The organism is Ruegeria sp. CH6 (assembly GCF_056537005.1).
Map to the genome: position 1 here is coordinate 37,528 of NZ_JBQFQS010000013.1, position 17,276 is coordinate 54,803.

The window sequence follows — 17,276 nt, forward strand, 5'->3', positions numbered from 1 at the left end:
GTTTGTGACCCTTCCACAACTGGACAACAGATCGGCGCGCGCCATCTTCATGGATCGCCACGCTCTGGCTGAACCGCCGGCCGGTAATGCCAAAGGCGCCGACCTTCTTGACCTGATCCGCAGGCTTGGGTTCGTTCAGCTGGACAGCATCAATACCGTTGCCCGTGCGCATGACATGATCCTGTTTTCGCGCAGGCCGACCTATCGTTCACGCAATCTCAAGCGGTTGTATGAGCGGGATCAGGCCTTGTTCGAACATTGGACTCACGACGCAGCTGTTATTCCGATGGATTTTTATCAGCACTGGCATTTGCGCTTTCAGCGCGATGCGGACTTGCTGAAATCTCGTTGGAAAAACTGGCGCAGGGATGGATTTGAGCAACAATTCGAAACCGTACTGCAACATATCCGGGATCATGGTCCTGTTGGCTCTTCGGACGTTGGTAAAGACGAAAAGAAGGGATCAGGCGGTTGGTGGGACTGGCACCCCTCAAAAACCGCGTTGGAATATCTATGGAGATCCGGTGCGTTGACCGTGATTGGGCGCGAAGGCTTTCAGAAACGCTATGATCTGACCGAACGCGTTATTGAAACCCATTTGTGTCCCGGCAATACATCCTGCGACGCCAGTGAAACCGTGGATTGGTTGTGTAATGCGGCGCTTGACCGGCTGGGATTTGCCACGTCGGGTGAACTGGCGGCGTTCTGGGACACGGTCAGCGCAGCGGAGGCTAAGGACTGGTGCAATCAGGCTCTAACAAAGGGTGTGTTGGAAGAAATCTGCGTCGAATGCGCAGATGGGCGCCTGCGCAAAGTTCTGGCGCGGCCGGGTCTATTGGAACAAGCCGATACCGTGCCCACCGCACCGGGTCGGATGAGAGTGCTGAGCCCGTTTGATCCCATGCTGCGAGATCGGCAACGGGCAGAGCGGCTGTTCGGATTCCATTATCGGATTGAGGTATTTGTTCCGGAACCAAAGCGGACCTATGGATACTATGTGTTTCCACTGTTGGAAGGCGACCGGTTGGTGGGCCGGATCGATATGAAGGCACATCGTGATTGCAGGGAACTGCGCATCAAAGCGCTCTGGCCCGAGCGATCGGTTAAATGGTCCGGCGCGCGCACGCGCAGATTAGAAGCAGAACTTGACCGCGTTCGCAGATTTACCGAACTGGATCAGGTCGTATTCGCCCGGGATTGGCTGAAAGACCCAAAATAGGGTCTAGTTTTCTGCCAGGAATCCTTGTGTTTCGACCAGTTCGCGCAACTGCTGAAGAGATGTTTCTTCTGTTTGCCCCGAGGTATCGAGTTCAGCCATGGCACGCCCATAAAGGGCTTCGCGGCTGGCCAGGATGCACTTGAGCTGCTCCATCGCCTCCGGATTTCCGGCCATTGGACGTTCATCCCCCTGCGCGCGAACGCGGTCCATATGCTCTTGCGGAGACGCTCGTAGCCACACTGTGTGAAACCGGTTGAGCAGCGTGTCATAAGTCGTAGGCTCGGCGACGATGCCACCTGCTACAGCCAGAACCAACCGGTCATGACTGGCGATCACACGATCCAAAGCCTGTGCTTCCAGTTGCCGATAGCCTTCCTGACCATAGAACGCCATGATTTCAGACAGAGGCATTCCCGCCTTGTCTTCGATCATGCGCGTCAATTCCACAAAGGGCAGCCCAAGTTCCTTTCCCAGCAATGCACCCAGTGTGGATTTACCTGCCCCTCTGAGACCAACCATGCAGATACGTGCAGCGCGCGGTCCGGTGACCGGATAAGGGCGAAGTACACGCAGGACAGATTCCTTGACCTCATCACTGGCCGAACGGAACATATCTGCCACACGCAGCGTATCTGACTCCCACGGGTCGTCATCGCTGATCAGCCACTCAATCCGGTGATCCAGCGCATTGGCAACCCTTTGCAGCAAACCGATCGAGATATTTCCTTCACCTGCCTCAAGCTGGGCAAGGTATCTGGGCGAAACACCTGACATTTCGGATAGAATTCGCCGTGAGATGCTTCGAATCTGGCGGGCCTTGCGTACACGGGCACCAACAAGGCGGCTCAGATCCTGTGATGAGCCGTCAAGCGCGGCCTTTTCCGTCGATGCATCCCCTTCGGGTATTCTTTGAGAGTCGGTCATGCCATCTGGTTGTTCGTGCGAAATAGTGCACAATTTACAACAGCCGATGAAACCGGGCAACGCTGTTTGCGCATGGCAAAAATGGCGTCGCCTCGCTCCTGAAATTCAATAAGAATTCCCTTGTTTAGTGTCTATTCTGCTGCTGTCAGCTCCAGCTCAATCGGCGCCAGCCCATCGATACTGCCTGTAATCTTGTCCCCGGCGACGACTGGACCAACGCCAGCGGGTGTTCCGGTCATGATCAAATCTCCGGGGCGTAGGTGATAGAACCCGGACAGGTGGCTGACAATCTCATCGATTTTCCAGATTAGCTCGTCAAGAGTCGCATCTTGTCTGATTTCCCCGTTTACATTCAGGTGAATGCGCTTGTGACTATCAGGTGCCCAGTCCGTTGCCTTGGTCAGCGGTGCAAATACCGCTCCATTCTCGACATCCTTACCCAAATCCCATGGTCTCTGCTTGTTGCGCTCTCGTATCTGCAAGTCGCGACGGGTCATATCCAATGCGCATCCATAGGCGTAAACCGCATCCCACGCTTCGGCCGACGTGGCCCGAAATACAGGTTTTCCGATCGCAAGAGCCAGTTCCATCTCGTGATGATAGTTTTCGGTTCCTGGCGGATACGGAACGCTCACACCCGTCAAAACTGCATTTTCGGGTGTTTTGGTAAAGTAGAACGGTGCCTCGCGGTCGACTTCATTTCCCATTTCCGCGGCATGCGCCGCATAGTTGCGACCAACACAGAATATACGACCAACCGGATAGGTTCCCGTCTCGCCCTGAACAGGGATTCCAATAGGTTCAGGAAGAGAAAACAGGTTATCCGACATGACAAGTCCTCAGGTAATGCGTTCCGGCGCATCTTAGGAGGGTAGACCCTGTGGGCAAGCCGTTACTTTTGCCATTCATACACGCTGTTTTCTGCCAACAACTGAAAATTGTTTCGGCACGAACCTGCTCAATTATCTCGGCTGCTTACTGAGTCATTCCAAGTGCGTGTCTGATCCGCCTTTATGGCGAACGACTCACGGCTAAAAATCTTATCCAAACTCCTGAGAGGGCGCCTTTCATGGTCGGATTATCGAAATTTCCTGCAGTTTTCGGCTGTGAGAACGATTTCTGCACCCTCACGAAATCGGAACTTGGAAAATGTGGTGATCGTCCTAGTTATCAACCTGAAAGTGCAATGCACCGGATCAGCATCAATGCTGTTCGGACGAGAGTGAAAAGTAATCATTCGTTAGTCACCACCCACGCCTCGCCAGAGCAGAAAGTGCGGCAACCAATAAATCACCATAGTGACTCGAGGGCACCTCTTGCAGGCTGTTGGGACAGTCGGCAACTGACAGTTAACGTTTCGGAGATCCCGGCCAGACAATCCGCCCCCCTGGACGGTTTGGCCAGGCAGGATTGTATTTTCAGTCCAACCAACACTCCGAAGCTTGGGCCGGATCGTCGGATAACACATGGCGCAACCGGTCGCAGGCCAGGCACATAAATCAGTCCGGGTCTGGCCATCCCCGTCGGAGATACCCCCCTTTTTCTCCGGCGGGGTCACCGTTTTTGGACGGGTATCCACCAGAAGGCGCGTGCTTCAATCGTCCAGCTCGTGCAATTCGTTCAGCAAATCCAACAGCTTTTCGTGTTTGTCCGCACCAAAACGCGAACGAATGCTCTCGGTGGCTTCAAGGCTGGCGGGTAGGTTGTCTTTGATTATCTGCAGCCCCTCCCGCGTAATCTCGACAATCTGTCTTCGCCCATCCCGCGGATCTGGGCGTCGAGCAATCAGACCTTTTTCCTCAAGCTTCTGCAAAATACGTGTGAGGCTTGGCAGCAGCAAACAGGCCCGATTGGCAATCCGGGTCGGTTCCTGAGGTCCTTCTTCGTCAAGAACACGTAGCACGCGCCATTGCTGCTCGGTTACGCCTGCATCCGCCAGAATCTGGCGGATTGGTCCCATGAGTTTCTCACGTGCCCTTAACAATGCAATCGGAAGCGAACGGGATGTCAGCGGAATGTCATCAGTCATGTGAAATCTTTGCCGAATTCCTGCGTTGTCGCAACAGGTCAAAAGTTCTACGTGATTTGAAGTCTCCGAAATCTTCCATTGTTAGACTCTTTTTTGCGCGATGTTTGTGTGATCTTTACTGCAACAATTAAATTAACGTGTTAATTAATTGCCAAATAGCGTTGACCATTGTAATCCAATGACCATCACTGACACACAGATTATGACAACGCGCGTTCGGCAAGCTGCCGGACAAAATGGGGGCTAAGATGAACTGGGATGAATTTTCAGATTGGGGCAAAAAAGTCTCGGACTGGACGCAGGCTTATCATCAGACCGTCGGGGACAAGCCTGTTCGTGCACGGACAGAACCCGGTGACATACTGAACGCCCTACCCGTTTCGCCGCCCGAAGATCCTGAGATGATGGAAGACATCTTTCAGGACTTCGAGCAGATCGTGATGCCCGGCATCACACACTGGCAGCACCCAAGGTTCTTCGCCTATTTCAACTCGAATGCCTCGGCGCCATCGGTTCTGGCAGAGTTTTTGGCCAGCGCGATCGCACCGCAATGCATGTTGTGGCAAACCTCTCCGGCAGCGACCGAGATGGAAACCCGGATGATGGACTGGCTGCGTCAGGCACTGGACCTGCCAGAAGGCTTCGCCGGAGTGATTCAGGACTCTGCCTCTTCGGCAACGTTGGCGGCTGTTCTGACGATGCGGGAAAAGGCCTTGAATTGGCAGGGCAACCAACAGGGGCTGTTCGGACAGAAACCACTGCGCATTTATTGTTCGTCCGAGGTTCATACGTCGATCGACCGTGCAATCTGGGTTGCCGGTATCGGTCAGGACAATTTGGTACGCATACCGATCAAAGGCGATTGGCGGGGTATGGATTCAGAGGCTCTGGAAACTGCGATTCAGGCAGATTTGGAGGCCGGTTTACAACCCGCAGGCGTAATCCTTTGTGTAGGTGGCACCGGAACCGGTGCGACAGATCCGGTCGATCGCTGTCTGGAGATTGCGCAGAAATACGAGCTCTACACCCATGTCGATGCCGCCTGGGCCGGGTCGGCGATGATCTGTCCGGATTATCGTCACTACTGGCCCGGAATCGATCAGGCCGACAGTATCGTGTTCAACCCGCACAAGTGGCTGGGTGTTCAGTTCGACTGCTGTGCGCATTTCCTCAAAAACCCTGACGATCTGGTGCAGACTCTGGCGATCAGCCCTGAATACCTGAAGACCCACGGTAAAGACGGCATCATCAACTATTCGGAATGGTCAGTCCCACTGGGCCGCAGGTTCCGGGCGCTGAAATTGTGGTTCGTCATCCGCGCCTATGGTTTGGAAGGGCTCAGGGAGCGACTGCGCAATCACGTCAATTGGTCGGTTGACCTGCACGATCGCCTGGCGGCTGAGCCTGACTTTGAAATCGTTACGCCGCCGATGTGGTCTTTGTGGACATTTCGGTATGTTCCGACCGAAGCTTCTGACCTCGACGATCTGAATTTGCGGCTGGTGAATGCCATCAATGATGACGGCCGCATCTATCTGACACAGACGCGCGTGGACGGCGATCTGGTCATACGTTTTCAGGCCGGACAATTTGAAACAACCGAGGACGACGTCAAAATGGCGTTTGACGTAATCACTGAAATCGCCCGTGAACTGACCCCCTGAACCAGAGAGGTGACAGAATGCCTGCTCCAAAGAACACTTTCAAACAGGCTCTAACCAACGGCGTAAGGCAGATTGGCTGCTGGATGAGTTTTGCGGAATCTGTCACTGCCGAGATCATGGGAACGGCCGGTTTCGACTGGCTGGTGATCGATGGTGAACACGCCCCGAATGACATCCGCTCGATCCGGGACCAGTTACTGGCTTTGTCGAACAGCCCGTCGCATCCGGTTGTCCGGGTGCCCGTTGGCGAAACTTGGATGATCAAGATGGTTCTGGATGCGGGCGCTCAGACCGTACTGGTGCCTATCGTCGAAAGTGCCGAGCAGGCACGGGAACTGGTGCGGGCCTGCCGTTATCCGCCCGAAGGCGTTCGCGGGGTTGGCGCAACCGCATCACGTGCCACAATGTATGGAACAGCCAGCGACTATATCCAAACTGCGGATCAGGAGATTTGCCTGCTGGTTCAGGTCGAAAACCGCGCTGGTATGGCTGCATTGGATGAAATCCTGCAGGTCGAGGGGATTGATGGTGTGTTCATTGGCCCCGCGGACTTGTCCACCGATATGGGATATCAGGGCAACAGCGCCGCACCTGAGGTGCGAGAGGTGATCTCAGACGCTTTGGCCCGGATCAGGGCTGCCGGCAAAGCGCCCGGCATTCTGGGCACCAAGGAAGAGGCCACGCAGGCCTATCTGGATATGGGCGCGCAATTCCTGGCCGTTGGCATCGACGTAATGTTGCTGGCCCAAAGCGCGCGCGCATTAGCCGAGGAGTGGAAGGCGAAATGAACCCTTATGCCCGCATTGCCGCAGCAGCGCGGGCATACCCACCCGAGGCCCCGTCTACGAAATGCACATGATCGTCGCGTGTAGCCGAGGGGACAAAACAGGTCATCATCGCCTCTTGCTGAGTGTGCAATCCAAATCGGACCTTTCCACGTGATTGGGCGTCGTTCAGCGTTTGTGTGATGTGGGACAGGGTCGTCTGATCGCAATCCAGCGTCATTTTCAATCCGTCATCAAACTTACGGTAATCCGCATTGCGGCTGACCATATGCTTGTAGTGCTCAGGTTCAAAGTTTCCCAGCCGTTTGCCCGATTTGAACAAAAGCCAGATCAGCAGATTCTGAATCAGCAATTTGGCCTTTTGTAGAGTCAAATTCCGTCCCTCGCGGGATACATGCGCATCCAGTGTCAGGCCCGGGGGTGGCCAGTTAATAGGGGGGCCGTTTACCGGAACCGGATGACCAGCGCGGTCCAACGCTTCGGACGCTGAGAGGACCGATTGGGCCAGATCGGCAAAGTCCTGTTCGGTGGCATTTGTTGTTGGCTGGATAACCAGAGAGACAATCTGACCATGTCGCGCGGGGCTGTTAGACCAACGACACGAAAGCCCCGTCAGATCAGGCTGCGCATCGGGGTCCGCTGGCTGCACCAGATACTCTCCGGCTTTCATCTGTGCCTCGGCCCAGGCAAGGCCACCACCAGTGAACATGGCATAGTCCACTCCGCTGGACGGGGCATAGCGTGCGACGCGAAGATCACGATTTGAGGCACGAATATCTGAAATCGGAACCAATGCAGCGCGCAGAGAGATGGAAAACTCGGATGCGGCCCAACTGCGCAAGGCAGAAAGAGCTGAACGGGCTTTAGTGGCATCTGTCCCGGATATGGCAAAAGCCGCGCCATCACCACCAAACACATATGGAAAGACCTGCCCGCCCAGCGCATTGATCATGGCCGAAATCACCGCAGCCCCGACCATGTTCACCGTCTTGTAGCGCCCTCGCGCAATCTCACCGGTAGAATCCACAATATCCGCCACACCAACGATCCAGTTGTCAGGCACCGGGGTGAACCGGGAGGGTTCTGTCAGATTCAAAAACTCATGCGAGATCGGGACGGTGTCATAAAACGCAGCGCCAGCGGTTGTCATCATCCCTCCCAAATCTTTGCTTTCAGGCGAAAATAGCTCAATCGTGATCGTTGTCCGCCCTCTGCAACATAGCACACGCGCTTGTGCACGGGACAGAGACATGCCAAGCATCCGCTCAAGGTTTTGAGGCGAGGATAGCGAACATGCAGGCAGGCTTGGTGATCTTGTGTCTGGCCTATGTCCTCAGTCAGTTTTTTCGCGCGTTTCTTGCGGTTCTGACCGCTGATCTGGGGCGCGATATCGGCGCTACACCCGAAGATCTGGCCTTTGCCTCCGGCCTTTGGTTCCTGGTCTTTGCCGCTATGCAGATCCCCGTGGGCTGGGCATTAGATCAGGTCGGACCGCGGCGCACCGCAGCGATCCTGCTGATGATCGGCGGGGCTGGCGGCGCGGTATTGTTCGCGGTGGCCACCACACCGCTTCACGTGGCCCTTGCCATGGCATTGATCGGAATCGGGTGTTCGCCGGTGCTGATGGCGTCATATTTCATCTTTGCCCGAGAGTTTCCCCCGGCTAAATTTGCGACCCTTGCAGCTGTCATGCTGGGTGTTGGTTCGGTTGGGAACCTCGTGGCCTCTTATCCAACCGCGCTGGCGGTCGAATGGGTCGGGTGGCGCGCGACGCTGGCAGGATTGGCAATCATCTCGGCCGGTGTTGCCGCCGGGATCTGGTTCACTGTGAATGATCCCAAGCGTGTAGAGACCGAGCACAAAGGCTCCCTGATTGATCTGCTCAAGGAACCGGCACTGTGGACAATCCTGCCGCTGATGTTGGTGGCTTATGCCCCATCCGGAGCGTTGCGCGGACTGTGGGCGGGGCCCTATCTGCTGGATATATTTGGTCTGAGTATCACGCAGGTGGGTCAGGCAACCCTGATCATGGGGGCCGCGATGATCGCAGGCACCTTCGCCTATGGCCCGCTGGATCGCCTGCTGGGAACACGAAAATGGGTGATTTTGGGTGGCAACCTGATAAGCAGCCTGTTCCTTTTGTTGCTGTGTCTGTGGATAGACGATTCCGTCTGGCTCTCGGTCCTCTTGATGGCGTTAATCGGATTCTCGGGTGCGGCATTCCCGGTCATCATGGCGCATGGGCGCGCATTCATCCCGCCACATCTGGTTGGCCGGGGCGTAACCTTACTGAATCTGTTCGGTGTCGGCGGTGTTGGACTGGCGCAGTTCGCAACCGGTCGCATCCATGCTGCAACTGTGGACATGGGACCAACGGCACCCTACACAGCGATATTCGGCTTTTTTGCCATCACTGTTGCCATCGGTTGCGTCATCTACCTGTTCAGCCGGGACAGTATGGACTGAGACATGACCCGTCGGGAGATCCAAGTGAAAGACCCTGTCGTCATTGCCCCAAATCTGAAACGCAGGCTGTCTGGCGTTACGGCAACCATCGCACGGTTGGTCCCGTTGCAGGTACAATGGATCGACATCGCCGCCACCGGTCCCGGATTGCCCGAGGATATTCCGCATATTCCTTTGGGCCGCCTGCCGTTTCTCTCACGCCGCAGATTGCGTGTCTGGCACGCGCGGCGGAATACAGAGATGTTGTTGGGCCTGATCCTGCGTAGTCTCTTTCGTCTGAAGCTCAAACTGTTGTTCACCAGCGCCTCTCAACGTGCCCATACCGGCTATACCAAATGGCTGATCGGCAAAATGGATGCGGTTGTTTCGACGTCGCGCAAAACAGCCGGATATCTGGAACGTGAATCTCAGGTGATCATGCATGGCATCAACCTGCAGGACTTCACCCCACCCGATGACAAGGCGGCGCTGCGACAAAAACTTGGCCTGCCAGACGGTCTGTTGCTAGGCTGCTATGGCCGTATCCGCCACCAGAAAGGCACCGATGCATTTGTCGATGCGATGATTGAGCTGTGTGGTCGTTTCGATGATGTTTCCGGCATCGTCATGGGGCGGGCCACTGAGCATCACACCGTTTTCCTGAGCGATCTGAAAGCAAAAGTCGCCGCCGCTGGCTTGTCCGACCGCATCCTGTTTATGCCCGAAGTGACCGTCGACCAGATCGCCGAATGGTATCAGGTGCTGGACCTGTTCATTGCACCGCAACGCTGGGAAGGCTTCGGTCTCACCCCGCTTGAGGCGATGGCCTGCGGCGTTCCGGTTGTGGCAACCGATGTGGGTGCGTTTTCCGAAATCGTCACCGACCCGTCACTTGGCCGCGTCGTTGCACCGGATGATATCCCTGCCCTTGTGGGTGCGGCGGCTGAGATGCTGGAAGACCGTGATTCCCTGTCTCGGTCAGGCCTCGCGGCCCGCGCCCATGTCGAACAGAATTTCGACATCAACAGCGAGGCAAAGACGCTGGTGGCACTGTATGAGCGTCTTCTGAACGACTGAACCGCCTCAATTCGACGTCATTCGGTCAATTCATCTTCGAAAGCTCTTTTTTCTTTTCTGCAACGCGGCTATGAACGCGCGTCCTTTATTCAGGAGACTAAAAATGGGCTATCGCGTCGTAGTCGTCGGCGCCACAGGAAATGTGGGCCGCGAAATGCTGAACATTCTGGCGGAACGCCAGTTCCCCGTCGATGAACTTGCTGCACTGGCAAGCCGTCGTTCGCTGGGCACCGAGGTTAGCTTTGGCGACACGACACTCACGACCAAGGACCTGGATACTTTCGATTTCACCGGCTGGGACATGGCGCTGTTTGCCGTGGGTTCCGAGGCAACCAAGGTATACGCCCCCAAGGCGGCGGCGGCTGGCTGCGTGGTGATCGATAACTCGTCGCTGTATCGCTATGATCCGGAGATTCCGCTGATCGTGCCGGAATGTAACCCCGAGGCGATCCACGACTATAAAAACAAGAATATCATCGCCAACCCCAACTGCTCGACCGCGCAGATGGTCGTCGCGCTGAAGCCGCTGCATGACCGTGCACGCATTAAGCGCGTGGTTGTCTCGACGTATCAATCGGTGTCGGGTGCCGGTAAGGAAGGCATGGATGAGCTTTGGGATCAGACCAAGGCCATCTACAACCCGACGACCGAGGTTGAGCCGAAGAAGTTCCAGAAGCAGATCGCTTTCAACGTGATTCCGCAGATCGACGTCTTCATGGAAGACGGCTCGACCAAGGAAGAGTGGAAGATGGTTGTGGAAACCAAAAAGATCGTCGATCCGTCGATCAAGGTCACCGCAACCTGTGTTCGCGTTCCGGTATTCGTTGGCCACTCCGAGGCCGTGAACATCGAGTTCGAAGAGTTCCTCGACGAAGACGAAGCCCGCGATATCCTGCGCGAAGCACCTGGCATCATGGTAATCGACAAGCGTGAACCGGGTGGATACGTCTCACCAATCGAATGCGCAGGTGATTTCGCCACCTTCATCAGCCGCATCCGTCAGGATTCGACAGTTGAGAATGGCATCAACCTTTGGTGCGTTTCGGACAACCTGCGCAAAGGTGCTGCTCTGAACGCTGTGCAGATTGCCGAACTGTTGGGCCGTGAGGTTCTGAAGAAGGGCTAAGCCTTTCAAGTGACAGAATTCGACAAGGGCCGTTTCGAAGGAAGCGGCCCTTTGCTTTTGAGCTGTCTTGCTATCGCGGCGGTGACCTGCAACGTTCAGGACATCTCAAAACCGCATTCAAGCGAGACATTATGAAAGCTCTGATTTCCTTTCTGGCTTTTGCGCCAGCTTTGGCCTTTGCTGAAACTTTCACGATCGAAACCAAGGTAACCGAAGCAACGATATATCCCGCAGGTGCAGAGATTATCCGGTCCGGTACATTCAATGTTCCTGCCGGAAATCATCGCCTGATCCTGCCGGGAATACCCGCAGGTGATCCCGGTACGCAGTTCACTACATTACAGGTAATGGCAGATGGGCTAAGCCAGTCGTCCCTTATACGGCGGGTCGACGACGTATCCAGGTATGATCATGAAAATGAAGCATTTCGACAAGCCGAAGACAAAGTAAAAGCTGTCGAAGAACAAATTGCAACTGTTGAATATGAGGCACGGTCCGCCCGGCTGATTGCCGAGGCTGCGCAGCAGACAATCGGCTTCTTAGGCAGTCTTGGCCACAACGAAGGATTGGCAGGTTCAGGACCTGACGAATTGCGCGATCTTGCCCGCATGATCGGCGATGAAACCCTGCGAGCTCAACAAACTGCCCACAGTTCGGAACTGGAAGCCCGCAAGATCGAAGCAAAGCTAGATCAGCTTCACAAGGAACTCGAAATCGCGAAAGACAAACGTGATGCGTTGATACCTGATATCGAAGGCCACCTGTTCGTCGCTGTGGATGTGAGCGCTGAAGTCGCGACAGCAGGCAATCTGACAGTTTCATACCTTGATGCATACGCGGCAGAATGGATGCCCAGTTATGAGTTTCACCTGAAAACCGGAGCCGATCCGCAGGTTCAAATCAGCCACAGCGTTCTGGTTTCTCAGCACACCGGTGAAAGCTGGCATGACATAACGATGAATGTATCGACCCTTGCACCGACAAGTCAGAATTCCGCATCTCGGTTATATCCGAGGCTGAGAACCATCAGCGAGATAGCCGACACCTACAACAGTCTTGAAGAACCCGCGGTGGAAGCGCCTGTTGTCGTTGAAGAAACTATGGGTGCCTATACGCTCCAAACCGCGTCAGTCGAGGGGACAGGGGTCACCTATACCGTTCCGACGCCAATTTCGGTCTCTGCCGGATCGGATTATACCGAAGTCTCAATCGATCAATTTAGTCAGCCTGCTGAGGTCTTTGCACTGGCAGTGCCATTGAAAGACGACGTCGCGTTCCGCACGGTGCGCTTTACAAATCCTCTGGATCAAAACCTCTTGCCCTCCGAACTGGCAAAATGGTTCGTCGATGACATTCTGGTCGCAGTCGGCGATTCCACGAAGATCGGGCCGCGGGAAGAAGTCGAAATGGGATTTGGACCTATCTTTGGCCTATCCGTTTCCAGCATTGTTTTGGACCGCAGCAGCGGTGATGCCGGTATAATTTCACGCTCGAACCAGCGGGTTGAAACGGCAGAAATTCGCATTGCCAACCGGACAGATCAAACCTGGCCTATACGGATCATCGACCGGATGCCTTACTCAGAACAGGACGATCTGCAGATCGTGTGGACTGCGGAACCACACCCGAATGAGGAAAACGTCGGCGACGAGCGGGGCATCTTGGCCTGGGAAACTCGGATGAAACCCGGCCAGACCGAGATTATCAAACTGGATCTTGAGCTTAGCTGGCCGGAAGATATGGCGCTGGACTGAGCCTGATGACGAGGGATCGTTTCCCGGTCCCTCTTCTTTCAGACTTGTTGGAATGAGTCTTCACGCATCAGACATGATTCATCAGGCTTTTTGCCCGAGCGTTCACAACCATATTTTCCAGAAGATTTGGTGCACCTGAGAGGAGTAACCTAGAACCGGAATTTCTGGAAGAACTGGAGCTTATGGCGCAGAAAATTGCGGCTGAGCCGGACCTTCACGCTCAATTGCATCTTCTGGATACTCAGAAATATGACAATGAGGATTGCTCAGCAAACGATGCTCCAGGTCCGATTTATCAGGTCGACTTGCCGGAGATGGAACCATGAGCCATCTCCAACAGTCCTTTCCCACTTCGACACCCGATGCCCGCCCTTCAAACCCTCCGAAAAGGTTGCGGCCCGGTCGAAAGAAAACCCCGCCACCATTCTCCTTGCGTCTGACCAAGGATGAGCGTGCAAAGCTGGAACACGCTGCTGCTGGTATGCCGCTCGGTCCATTTATCAAAAACAAGCTCTTCGATAGTGATCTCTCACCACGCAGAACGCGCGGGACCGCACCGGTTAGAGATCATGCCGCTTTGGCGCAAGCGCTCGGTCTCCTCGGCAATCTTCGTTTGGCAAACAACCTCAATCAACTTGCCAAGGCCGCAAATATGGGTGCGCTTCCCCTGTCGCCAGAGGTCGAAGACGAACTGATGGCAACCTGTGCTGCGGTGTTGGCGATCCGAATGGAGTTGATGAGAGCGCTCGGCTACGACACAGAGGCCCGCTCATGATCATGGTCGGCAGCGCCCGCGGCAACGGTTCGAAGCTCGCGGTGCACTTGATGAATGACCGAGACAACGATCATGTCGAAATTCATGATCTGCGCGGCTTCACCGCAAACAACTTGCACGGCGCGTTTCAGGAGGCCGACGCGATTTCCAAAGGTACAAGATGTCAGCAGTATCTTTTCTCCCTTAGCATTAATCCGCCTGAGACAGAGAGCGTTTCGATTCACCACTTCGAGGCTGCGATTGAGCGCGCAGAACAATCACTCGGACTTCAAGATCAGGCTCGGGCGATTGTCTTTCATGAAAAACAAGGGCGGCGACACGCGCACGTAGTCTGGTCGCGCATTGATGTGCTGGAAATGAAAGCCATAAACCTCCCATTCTACAAGCAACGCCTCAATGACGTGTCGAAGGACATCTTCCTTGAGCATGGCTGGCGATTGCCAAATGGATATCTGGACAAGCGCAATCGTGATCCTCGCAACTTTACACTGGATGAATGGCAGCAAGCCAAACGCGCAGGAAAAGATGCGCGGGATATCAAGCGCACTTTTCAGGAGGCGTGGTCGGTCTCTGACGGCAAAGAGGCATTTGCACACGCAATGGAGGAGAAAGGCTATGTTCTCGCGCGGGGTGATCGCGGACGCTTTGTCGCCGTTGACGTCCAAGGCGAAGTTTATGCTGTGCCCAAGTGGACGGGCCTGAAGGCAAGGCAGGTCAGGGAAAAGCTTGGCGACGTAAAGGAACTGCGCTCGGTTGAAGAAGCTAAAGCGCAAATCGCCGAGACAATGCAACCCACGCTTTCTCGCTGGCAGGACGAATTAAATGCCAGAAACCAAAGGCTCGAAGAAAAGCAGGCGCGTCAGCGCAAAAAGTTGGTTGAACGGCAACGTGCCGAACGCGAACGCCTGAAAACCAAGCTGGAAAAACGCCGCATCAATGAAGCCAGAGACAGACAGGCGCGCTTTCGAACAGGTCTGCAAGGGCTCTGGGATCGAGTGCGAGGTGAACACAGCCGTATTCGCGAAGAAAATGAACGGGAGGCTTGGCAGGCTCATATGCGAGACCGCGAACTTACTGACAATGTGGTCTTTGAACATCTTTCTGAGCGGCGCGCACTCCAACAAGAGCATTACGCTGAACGAAGGGTCACGGTCTCGCAGCGTGAGGAGTTAGTCGAAGATCGGGCGCGTTTTGAGGCCCTTCGATCTGTCCGAAACGGCGTATCCAGGGACGGCCCACAGCATGAGCGATGATCGCCCGAAACTAAGTTGGGAAGAGCTGAACGCTCTGGTCAACGAAGCCTTGTCGCTTGAACAAGACATTCGAGGCACTGCGCGGCTGCGGCAGATGGAAATTGTGCGTACCATCCGAGCAGGCGCGCTGGACTACAGTGCGTCAAATGCCAACCACAACGACGCTATGACCGCAGACATGATCCTTGCCACCCATGGGGACTCTGGCCGCTTTTATAGTGTCGATATGGAGGCACATGAAGCGGAGATGATTGAGTTTTGTCGGAGCTGCGCTCGCGAGTTGGATTGCCTCTGAAATCGCCTAGATCGCGCGCGGGCGCAGCTTCGAAACCAGTAGCTATTGTTAGCCGAACAACGTGCTGGGAAGCTCAATGTACTCCGGGTTGGCGAAATCTGCTTGAGATACGTTCTCAAAATTAAAAACGGCGGCTTCAGTCTCAATCGACTGCTGATCGATAAAAGGCCTGAGTGCCCCAATGAACTCACTACCTGCGCCAATGATAATCGGGATCATGTTGATAAACACAGTTGAAAGTGGGGCGTCGTTTTGCGCGGCGAAATCCTCAAACTCACTGGCATGAATGCGGTCGCGTATCAGTTCTCGCGATCCAGCACGAAGACGGCTCTCTTTCGCGGGCATGTTGAGCAGCATGCTGAAATCTGACCATGAGGCATAGTGGTCAATGAAGCTGCCACCTTCCTCCCCTTCGCCAGCAGGAAAACCGACGCAAAGGTAATCTTGGCGCTCGTTTTGCCTCGCGTGTTTGTGTGCGCTCCGGATGCCGTTTGCTTTGTTATGGTGCTTTGCATTTCTGTACGCCAGAACTGCGCAACACAGGGGACTCCCGTAGAAATCGAAGTCGACTTGAGGCTCAGCGCGGGCAGCATCATAAAGGCTGGCAAAGGTGTCCAAGACACTCTTGCAAGCAAGTTCCACATTTCCGACCGCCTCGTCAGCGTCGACCATGAATAGTTCTTGGTATCGGATTTTTTGCTCGATAAAGACCCGCAGTGATTGAGCAAAATCTTCAAATCTGTCAGAGATCATGTATCTTAAGTGCCTCAATATATTGTTATTTTTAGATCGCTCAGCTTACCAGAGACGCCCTCAATCGCAAGCCGTCAAAAAAGGGAAAGCTGGCAGCTCTCAATCAAGAACCTTCGCCATTGTTTGGATTTGGCGTCAGCGTTTAACCAATCTGTAACCTGCTCGACCAAAGTGCCTTCATTTGCGTCGACCGTCCCCACAGGATGAAAGTGAGAACGATATCCGGTATCGGTGAACGGAAGCGGCGCGCCCATCGGGTTGATGGTCTGTACTTCGAGATGAGCGATGGTTCCGCCAAATTCACGAGGTTTGTAAGTCAGTCGGATTTCAATACCTTCCCACATCATAGTTTCTATCTGGATGCCCATGTCAGTGGCTCCAGAACACATGGACTTGCTCGAAGCCCGTCTCCACGGTGAACACGTCACCGATTTCCAAGTCACGCGCCATCCGTTCATAATCGATGTAGGAACGCAGACGTTCGGGAACCTCTCCGGCCTCTTCAGTCAATTCTTCGGCAAAATCTGAAAGTGACCGATACTCCCCTGCGTAGGTTTCTTCGATGGCCTTCTTGGCGTCACCCAAATCACCAAAATAGCCGATCAGCTTACCGCCGATTTCACCATGTTCGCTGATGAAAGCCGCCAGTTCGGCGACTTCCTCAATACCAGTGTATTCAGAAATCGAAGCCCCCTCGAACCCCTCGTAGTCGTGGATTGCCCACTCTTCGGCGTCTGTCATAGGCGAGACCGCCAGCATCTCGCGGATGTCCGCATAGATTTCGACAACCTCCTGCTCTGCATCGATCCAACGCCCATGCAGAATGCCGTTGTTGTAAGCTGCCAAACAGGCAACGTATATCTCGATATCTCCTTGTGATTGTTTCATTTTCTTATCCTTCCGTTGAGAGTGGGTTGCGCATGCAACCTTGCCTCGTGGCGAACAGTGGGTGTGCAAGCGGAAGGGAAAATCGGCGAAAGAATCTTGCTTTGTTGGGGGCAACCTTTAGGGGGAGCCGACAACGCAGGATTCTCTTCGATCTGTTTTGCTTGAAGCGCGCTGAGGGCGAAGCCCTAAGCCTCTACGCCGTTGCAAGTGCGACGGTGAGGTCTTCTTGCGACACTGTCATTTCATAGGTAGTTGGAAGCGTAAAAAACCGCGTGCGTGATTCACAAGC

General features: G+C 54.7%; 17 protein-coding genes. 10 read left to right on the forward strand and 7 right to left on the reverse strand.

From position 1 onward, the window contains the following. Positions 1–4: 4 nt before the first annotated feature. Entirely contained in the window at positions 5–1,219 is a 1,215-nt protein-coding gene (locus ACR0CW_RS19345) for a winged helix-turn-helix domain-containing protein (RefSeq protein ID WP_480789030.1), read from the forward strand. A 3-nt stretch (positions 1,220–1,222) separates the two neighbouring features. Here the strand turns inward: ACR0CW_RS19345 and ACR0CW_RS19350 are convergent, their stop codons facing one another. The 3 genes from ACR0CW_RS19350 to hpaR form a co-directional block, all read right to left on the reverse strand. Further along, on the reverse strand, positions 1,223–2,143 hold the full coding sequence (locus ACR0CW_RS19350; protein ID WP_480789031.1) for a helix-turn-helix transcriptional regulator: 921 nt from the start codon (positions 2,141–2,143) through the stop codon (positions 1,223–1,225). Positions 2,144–2,274: 131 nt separating this feature from the next. Further along, a complete protein-coding gene (locus tag ACR0CW_RS19355) occupies positions 2,275–2,973 on the reverse strand; it encodes a fumarylacetoacetate hydrolase family protein (protein WP_480789032.1) in 699 nt (232 codons plus the stop codon). 764 nt (positions 2,974–3,737) lie between these two features. Next, entirely contained in the window at positions 3,738–4,172 is a 435-nt protein-coding gene (gene hpaR, locus ACR0CW_RS19360; protein ID WP_480744650.1) for a homoprotocatechuate degradation operon regulator HpaR, read from the reverse strand. Positions 4,173–4,420: 248 nt separating this feature from the next. Here hpaR and ACR0CW_RS19365 point away from each other — a divergent pair, with 248 nt between their 5' ends. Together ACR0CW_RS19365 and ACR0CW_RS19370 are read left to right on the forward strand one after the other, a co-directional pair. Further along, positions 4,421–5,836, forward strand: a complete 1,416-nt coding sequence (locus ACR0CW_RS19365) for a pyridoxal phosphate-dependent decarboxylase family protein (RefSeq protein WP_480789033.1) — start codon at positions 4,421–4,423, stop codon at positions 5,834–5,836. A 17-nt stretch (positions 5,837–5,853) separates the two neighbouring features. Further along, entirely contained in the window at positions 5,854–6,624 is a 771-nt protein-coding gene (locus ACR0CW_RS19370) for an HpcH/HpaI aldolase family protein (RefSeq protein WP_480789034.1), read from the forward strand. A 4-nt stretch (positions 6,625–6,628) separates the two neighbouring features. Here ACR0CW_RS19370 and ACR0CW_RS19375 read toward each other — a convergent pair whose 3' ends face one another. Continuing rightward, positions 6,629–7,771 (reverse strand): DUF3095 domain-containing protein, encoded by a 1,143-nt coding sequence (locus ACR0CW_RS19375; protein ID WP_480789035.1) that lies wholly within the window; start codon positions 7,769–7,771, stop codon positions 6,629–6,631. A 143-nt stretch (positions 7,772–7,914) separates the two neighbouring features. Between ACR0CW_RS19375 and ACR0CW_RS19380 the strand changes: the two genes are divergently transcribed. The 7 genes from ACR0CW_RS19380 to ACR0CW_RS19410 all read left to right on the forward strand — a co-directional run bounded on the left by ACR0CW_RS19380 (position 7,915) and on the right by ACR0CW_RS19410 (position 15,346). Beyond that, positions 7,915–9,087, forward strand: coding sequence for an MFS transporter (locus ACR0CW_RS19380; protein WP_480789036.1), 1,173 nt, complete (start codon positions 7,915–7,917; stop codon positions 9,085–9,087). Between the two features lie 3 nt (positions 9,088–9,090). After that, positions 9,091–10,143 (forward strand): glycosyltransferase family 4 protein, encoded by a 1,053-nt coding sequence (locus tag ACR0CW_RS19385; protein ID WP_480789037.1) that lies wholly within the window; start codon positions 9,091–9,093, stop codon positions 10,141–10,143. 103 nt (positions 10,144–10,246) lie between these two features. Then, positions 10,247–11,269 carry an aspartate-semialdehyde dehydrogenase gene (locus ACR0CW_RS19390; RefSeq protein WP_480789038.1) on the forward strand — a complete coding sequence of 341 codons (1,023 nt, stop codon included), beginning with the start codon at positions 10,247–10,249 and terminating at the stop codon, positions 11,267–11,269. A gap of 131 nt (positions 11,270–11,400) precedes the next feature. Further along, complete coding sequence (locus tag ACR0CW_RS19395) at positions 11,401–13,023, forward strand: DUF4139 domain-containing protein (RefSeq protein ID WP_480789039.1); 1,623 nt, start codon at positions 11,401–11,403, stop codon at positions 13,021–13,023. Positions 13,024–13,345: 322 nt separating this feature from the next. Continuing rightward, complete coding sequence (gene mobC / locus ACR0CW_RS19400; protein ID WP_480789040.1) at positions 13,346–13,798, forward strand: plasmid mobilization relaxosome protein MobC; 453 nt, start codon at positions 13,346–13,348, stop codon at positions 13,796–13,798. 50 nt (positions 13,799–13,848) lie between these two features. Then, positions 13,849–15,051 carry a relaxase/mobilization nuclease domain-containing protein gene (locus ACR0CW_RS19405; protein ID WP_480789041.1) on the forward strand — a complete coding sequence of 401 codons (1,203 nt, stop codon included), beginning with the start codon at positions 13,849–13,851 and terminating at the stop codon, positions 15,049–15,051. Continuing rightward, complete coding sequence (locus tag ACR0CW_RS19410; protein ID WP_480789042.1) at positions 15,041–15,346, forward strand: hypothetical protein; 306 nt, start codon at positions 15,041–15,043, stop codon at positions 15,344–15,346. Before ACR0CW_RS19405 ends, ACR0CW_RS19410 begins: the two co-directional genes overlap by 11 nt. A gap of 48 nt (positions 15,347–15,394) precedes the next feature. Here ACR0CW_RS19410 and ACR0CW_RS19415 read toward each other — a convergent pair whose 3' ends face one another. The 3 genes from ACR0CW_RS19415 to ACR0CW_RS19425 form a co-directional block, all read right to left on the reverse strand. Next, positions 15,395–16,099, reverse strand: a complete 705-nt coding sequence (locus tag ACR0CW_RS19415; protein WP_480789043.1) for a hypothetical protein — start codon at positions 16,097–16,099, stop codon at positions 15,395–15,397. Positions 16,100–16,173: 74 nt separating this feature from the next. Beyond that, the gene (locus ACR0CW_RS19420) at positions 16,174–16,467 is read right to left on the reverse strand and encodes a hypothetical protein (protein ID WP_480789044.1); all 294 of its coding nucleotides are present in this window, start codon (positions 16,465–16,467) and stop codon (positions 16,174–16,176) included. 1 nt (position 16,468) lies between these two features. Then, positions 16,469–16,987, reverse strand: coding sequence for an antirestriction protein ArdA (locus tag ACR0CW_RS19425; RefSeq protein ID WP_480789045.1), 519 nt, complete (start codon positions 16,985–16,987; stop codon positions 16,469–16,471). Positions 16,988–17,276 lie beyond the last annotated feature (289 nt).